Origin of the sequence: Streptomyces sp. NPDC057697 (assembly GCF_042799335.1) — a bacterium.
Classification (GTDB): Bacteria; Actinomycetota; Actinomycetes; order Streptomycetales; family Streptomycetaceae; genus Streptomyces.
Window position 1 is genome coordinate 1 of record NZ_JBHVJA010000029.1, and the last position, 6,284, is coordinate 6,284.

The 6,284-nt window shown below is 68.1% G+C and carries 1 protein-coding gene; it reads left to right on the plus strand.

Annotation, left to right across the window (positions count from 1 at the left end):
* Positions 1–6,284, plus strand: a 6,284-nt coding sequence (locus tag ACFVFH_RS35575; protein ID WP_383777059.1) for a type I polyketide synthase, incomplete at both ends; no start/stop codon positions are given.

Consider the following 6,284-nt stretch of genomic DNA (forward strand, 5'->3'; position numbering starts at 1 on the left):
GCGTTGCGTGCGGGTGAGTGTGAGTTGGCGCTCGCGGGTGGGGTGACGGTGATGGCGACGCCGGAGGCGTTTGTGAATTTCAGCCGTCAGCGTGGTTTGGCGGCTGATGGTCGTTGCAAGGCGTTCGGGTCGGGTGCGGACGGCACCGGGTGGGCCGAGGGTGTGGGGATGCTGTTGGTGGAGCGGTTGTCCGATGCTCAGCGTCTGGGGCATCCGGTTCTTGCGGTGGTGCGGGGCAGCGCGGTCAACCAGGACGGTGCCTCCAACGGCCTCACGGCGCCCAATGGGCCGTCGCAGCAGCGCGTCATCAAGCAGGCGCTCGCCTCTGCCGGCCTCACTCCCGCTGACGTCGACGCAGTGGAAGGACATGGCACGGGGACGTCGTTGGGTGATCCGATCGAGGTGCAGGCGCTCCAGGCCACGTACGGACAGAACCGCACCGACGAACGGCCTCTGTGGTTGGGGTCGTTGAAGTCGAACATCGGGCATGCGCAGGCTGCGGCGGGTGTGGGCGGGATCATCAAGATGGTGATGGCGTTGCGGGCGGGTGTGCTTCCGCGGACGCTGCATGTGGAGGAGCCGTCGCCGCATATCGACTGGTCTGCGGGTGAGGTGCGTCTGCTTGGTGAGCAGATGGTGTGGCCGGAGTCGGGCGGGGCGCGGCGGGCTGGGGTGTCGTCGTTCGGGTTCAGCGGCACCAACGCGCACGTGATCATCGAGCAGGCTCCGGAGCCTGCCGACGGGCCGGTCCAGGCCGAGTCCGGGGGCGGGGGTGTGGTGCCGTGGGTGCTCTCGGGTGCTTCTCCGGAAGCTCTGCGGGCGCAGGCGGCGCGGTTGGGTTCGTTTGTTGCGGGGCGGGCTGAGTTGCGGCCGGTGGATGTGGCGTTCTCTCTTGCGACGACGCGTGGGGCGCTGGAGCATCGGGCGGTCGTTGTGGGTGGTGAGCGAGACGAGCTTGTGGCGGGTTTGGGTGAGTTGTCTCTTGTCGGGCCTGTGGTGGAGGGCATGTCCGCTTTCTTGTTCACGGGTCAGGGTGCTCAGCGGTTGGGTATGGGGCGGGAGCTGTATGAGGTGTTCCCGGTGTTCCGGGGTGTGCTGGACGAGGTGTGTGCGGAGCTGGACGGGGTGTTGTCGCGTGGGCTGCGTGAGGTGATGTGGGGTGGGGACGGGGAGGTGTTGTCGCGGACGGAGTTTGCTCAGCCGGCGTTGTTCGCGGTGGAGGTGGGGTTGTTCCGGTTGTTGGAGTCGTGGGGGGTTGTGCCGGATGTGGTGGCGGGGCATTCGATCGGTGAGATCGCTGCTGCTCATGTGAGTGGGGTGTTGTCGTTGGCGGATGCGTGTGTGCTGGTGGCGGCTCGGGGCCGGTTGATGCAGGCGTTGCCCGCTGGTGGGGTGATGGTGGCGGTGCAGGCGTCCGAGGCGGAGGTGCTGCCGCTGCTGGAGGGGATCGGGGATCGGGTGGGTGTTGCCGCGGTGAACGGGCCCGAGGCCGTGGTGGTCTCCGGTGCCGGGGCCGAGGTCGAGGAGGTGGCCGCCGTCCTGGAGGCCAGGGGCCGTCGGGTGAAGCGGCTTGCTGTGAGTCATGCGTTCCACTCGCCGTTGATGGAACCGGTCCTGGAGGACTTCCGTGCGGTGGTGGAGGGGCTTTCGTTCCGTGAGCCGTCGGTTCCGTTCGTGTCGGCGGTGACCGGTTCGGTGGTGGGCGCGGAGATTGCCGCGCCGGAGTACTGGGTGCGGCATGTGCGGGAGGCGGTACGGTTCGCCGACGCGTTGCAGGCCCTGCATGCTTTCGGGGCCAGGCGGTTCGTGGAGGTGGGCCCGGACGCCGTACTGACCGGGCTGGTTGAGCAGACGCTTGAGGTGGATGCTGTTGCGGTGCTGCGGCGGCGGGTGCCCGAGGTGCGGGCGGTTGTCGAGGCGGCTGGTGGTTTCTTCGCGCGGGGTGGTTCGGTCGACTGGTCGGCGGTGCTTGCGGGTGGTCGGCGGGTGGAGTTGCCGACGTATGCCTTCCAGCACGAGCGGTACTGGCTGGATGCCCCGGCCGGGGCCGGTGATGTCACGGCTGTGGGTCTGAGCGCGGCACGGCATCCGCTGCTAGGCGGTGCTATCACGCTCGCCGACCGCTCGGGTGTGCTGCTCACCGGGCGGCTGTCACTGGCGACCCATGCCTGGCTGTTGGACCACGCGGTCCATGGCACCGTCGTCGTGCCCGGCACCGCGCTGGTGGAACTGGCGCTGCGGGCCGGTGAGGAGGTCGGCTGCGACACAGTCGAGGAGCTGACCCTTCAGACGCCGTTGGTGCTCTCGGCGACCGGCGCCGTCCAGGTGCAGATCGTCGTCGGTGAATTGGACGCCCATAACCTACGCCCGATCGACGTGTACTCCCGCGTCGAGGACGAGACTGCCGACGCCCCCTGGACCTGCCATGCCACCGGCCGCATAGCCTCCGGAACCGAAACCTCGGAGAACGCTGACGAATTCGCCGTCTGGCCACCGCGCGACGTGGTTCCGGTCGACATCGCCGGCTTCTACGACGCGATGGCCGACCGGGGCTTTGACTACGGGCCCGTTTTCCAGGGTCTGCGTCGGGTCTGGCGGCGCGGTGACGAGGTGTTCGCCGAGATCGCGCTGCCAGAGGAAGCAGCCAGCACAGCGGAGGAGTTCGGGGTGCACCCGGCGCTGCTGGACTCCGCCCTGCACGCTGCCGCAGCGGCGGCCGACGAACAGGTCGACGGTGCACGTGTCCCCTTCTCGTGGCGTCGCGTTGCGCTGTACGCAGCGGGTGCCACGGCCCTTCGAGTCCACCTCACCTCCACGGAGGAGAGCATTACCCTCCGAGTGGCGGACACAGAAGGCCAGTTGGTGGCCTCCGTGGAGTCGCTGGTACTGCGTGAGGTGAGTCCGAAGCAGTTGTCGGTCCGGGACGATGCCGATTCCCTGTTCGGGGTGGAGTGGGTTCCCGCTGCCGGTGGTGGCACGGCGGAGGCCGACTCGTGGGCGGTGCTGGGGGATTCGCCTCTGGGTGATGGTGGTCTCGCGTTCGCGGATGTGGATGAGCTGCTTGCGGCTTATGGTTCGGTTGTGCCGGGCACGGTTGTTGTGGAGTGTGTGCCGGTTGGTGGTGGTTCGGTTCCGGATGCGGTGCGGGATCAGCTGGCTGATGTTCTTGGTCTGGTGCAGCGGTGGGTTGCTGAGGAGCGGTTGGCGGATTCGCGGTTGGTTGTGTTGACGCGCGGTGGGGTGGGTGTGTTGGGTGGTGAGTTGGTGGATGTGCGGGTTGCTCCGGTGTGGGGTTTGGTGCGTGCGGCTCAGTCGGAGTTTCCGGGGCGGTTCGTGCTGGCGGATCTTCCGGTGGGTGCGGGTGCGGAGGAGCTGGCGGCCGGGCTGGGGTGTGGTGAGTCGCAGTGGGCGGTGCGGGACGGGTCGGTTCGTGTCCCCCGTCTGGTCGCAGTTCGCACGGCAAGCACCGAAGTCCTCGACGCTGCGGCCGCCTACGGGCAGGGCCCTGTCCTTGTCACTGGGGCGTCCGGTGCGCTGGGCGGTCTCGTGGCCCGGCATTTGGTGTCGGTGCATGGTGTGCGGGAGTTGGTGTTGGTCAGTCGGCGTGGGCCGGCGGCTGAGGGTATGGACGTGCTGTGTGATGAGCTTGCCGCTCAGGGTGCGGCTGTAGAGGTGCAGGCGTGTGATGCGGCTGACCGTGACGCGTTGGCGCGGGTCCTGGACGGTCGTGAGCTGACGGCCGTGGTCCATGCGGCGGGTGTGCTGGATGATGGTGTGCTGGAGTCCCTGGACGCGTCTCGCCTGGACGGGGTGTTGCGTCCGAAGGTGGATGCGGCGTGGAATCTGCACGAGTTGACCCGTGACCTCGATCTGTCGGCGTTCGTGGTGTTCTCGTCTGCTGCTGGTGTTTTCGGGAACGCGGGTCAGGCGAATTACGCTGCGGCGAACGTGTTCCTGGATGCTCTTGCCCAGTCCCGTCGTGCTGAGGGTTTGCCTGGTCTGTCGTTGGCGTGGGGTCTGTGGGCCGGGTCGAGTGCGATGACCGCGGGGCTGGGTGAGTCGGACCGTCAGCGGATTGCACGGCTCGGTGCGGAAGCGCTGAGCGAGACCGAAGGGCTTGAACTGCTCGACCGGGCGGTCGCGGGTGACCAGGACGGCGGCCTGCTGGTTCCTGTTCGGCTTGATCTTGGTGCTCTGCGTTCTGCTGATGTGGCGGTTGAGCTGGTGCCGCCGATGTTGCGGGGGTTGGTGCCCGGCCGGGGCCGGGCCCGTCGCAGGGCCGCAGGTGTGGGGGGTGGTGGTAGTGAGCTTGCTCGTACGCTTGGCGCGTTGGATGGGTCGGCGCGTGCGGCCCATGTGCTGGGTCTGGTCCGGTCGGCTGTTTCGACGGTGCTGGGGCATGCTTCGCCGGAGGCGGTCGAGCCCGAGAGGCAGTTCCGGGATTTGGGCTTCGACTCGTTGACGGCGGTGGAGTTGCGTAACCGTCTCACCTCTACGACTGGTTTGAGGCTGCCTGCGACCCTGGTTTTCGATTATCCGACGCCTGCCGCTCTTGCCGGGTATGTGCTGGCCGAGGTGGTGGGCGAGGCCGAGCATGCCACGGCCGCCCTGGCGCCGGTCGGGGGCGGGGTCGACGAACCCATTGTGATCGTTGGGATGAGTTGCCGTTATCCCGGTGAGGTCATGACGCCGGAGGATCTGTGGGATCTGGTTCTTTCCGGTGGTGACGCGGTGTCGGAGTTTCCCTCCGACCGTGGCTGGGACCTGGAGAATGTCTATCATCCCGATCCTGATCATCCTGGTACGACCTACTCCCGTGAGGGCGGTTTCCTGCACCGTGCCGCCGAGTTCGACCCGGCGTTCTTCGGGATCTCGCCGCGCGAGGCGCTGGCGATGGATCCGCAGCAGCGGTTGCTGCTGGAGACGTCGTGGGAGGCCTTCGAGCGCGCGGGCATCGACCCGGCCACCCTGCGCGGCAGCCGGACCGGCGTATTCGCGGGAGTGATGTACCACGATTACGCATCACGTCTGCGCGAGGTGCCAGGGCATATGGAAGGGCTGATGGGAACCGGCACGGCCGCCAGCGTGGTCTCCGGCCGACTGTCGTACACCTTCGGGCTTGAGGGCCCGGCGGTCACCGTCGACACCGCCTGCTCGTCATCGTTGGTGGCGCTGCACCTCGCCGTCCAGGCGTTGCGTGCGGGTGAGTGTGAGATGGCTCTCGCGGGTGGGGTGACGGTGATGGCGACACCGGGCGCATTCGTGAATTTCAGCCGTCAGCGTGGACTCTCGCCTGACGGGCGTTGCAAGGCGTTCGGGTCGGGTGCGGACGGCACCGGCTGGGCCGAGGGCGCGGGAATGCTCCTGGTGGAGCGAATGTCCGACGCCCAGCGTCTGGGGCATCCGATCCTTGCGGTGGTCCGGGGCAGCGCGGTCAACCAGGACGGCGCCTCCAACGGCCTCACCGCGCCCAATGGGCCGTCGCAGCAGCGTGTCATCAAGCAGGCGCTCGCCTCTGCCGGCCTCACTCCCGCTGACGTCGACGTGGTGGAAGGACATGGCACGGGGACGTCGTTGGGCGATCCGATCGAGGTGCAGGCGCTCCAGGCGGCCTATGGGCAGAACCGCACCGAGGAACGGCCTCTGTGGTTGGGGTCGTTGAAGTCCAACATCGGGCACACGCAGGCTGCCGCGGGAGTCGGCGGGATCATCAAGATGGTGATGGCGTTGCGGGCGGGTGTGCTTCCGCGCACGCTGCACGTGGAGGAGCCGTCGCCGCATATCGACTGGTCGGCGGGCGAGGTGCGTCTGCTCGGTGAGCAGATTGACTGGCCCGAGTCGGGCGGGGCGCGGCGGGCCGGGGTGTCGTCGTTCGGGTTCAGCGGCACGAACGCGCACGTGATCATCGAGCAGGCTCCGGAGCCTGCCGACGGGCCGGTCCAGGCCGAGTCCGGGGGCGGGGGTGTGGTGCCGTGGGTGCTCTCGGGCGCCTCTCCGGAAGCTCTGCGGGCGCAGGCCGCGCGGCTGGGGTCGTTTGTTGCCGGGCGGGCTGAGCTGCGGCCGGTGGATGTGGCGTTCTCTCTTGCGACGACGCGTGGGGCGCTGGAGCACCGGGCGGTGGTGGTCGGTACTGAGCGGGACGAACTCCTCACTGCACTGAACGCGTTGACGGAGTCTTCCTCTGCTGTGTCGGGGCGTACTGCGTTCTTGTTCACGGGTCAGGGTGCTCAGCGGTTGGGTATGGGGCGCGAGCTGTATGACGTCTTCCCGGTGTTCCGGGATGC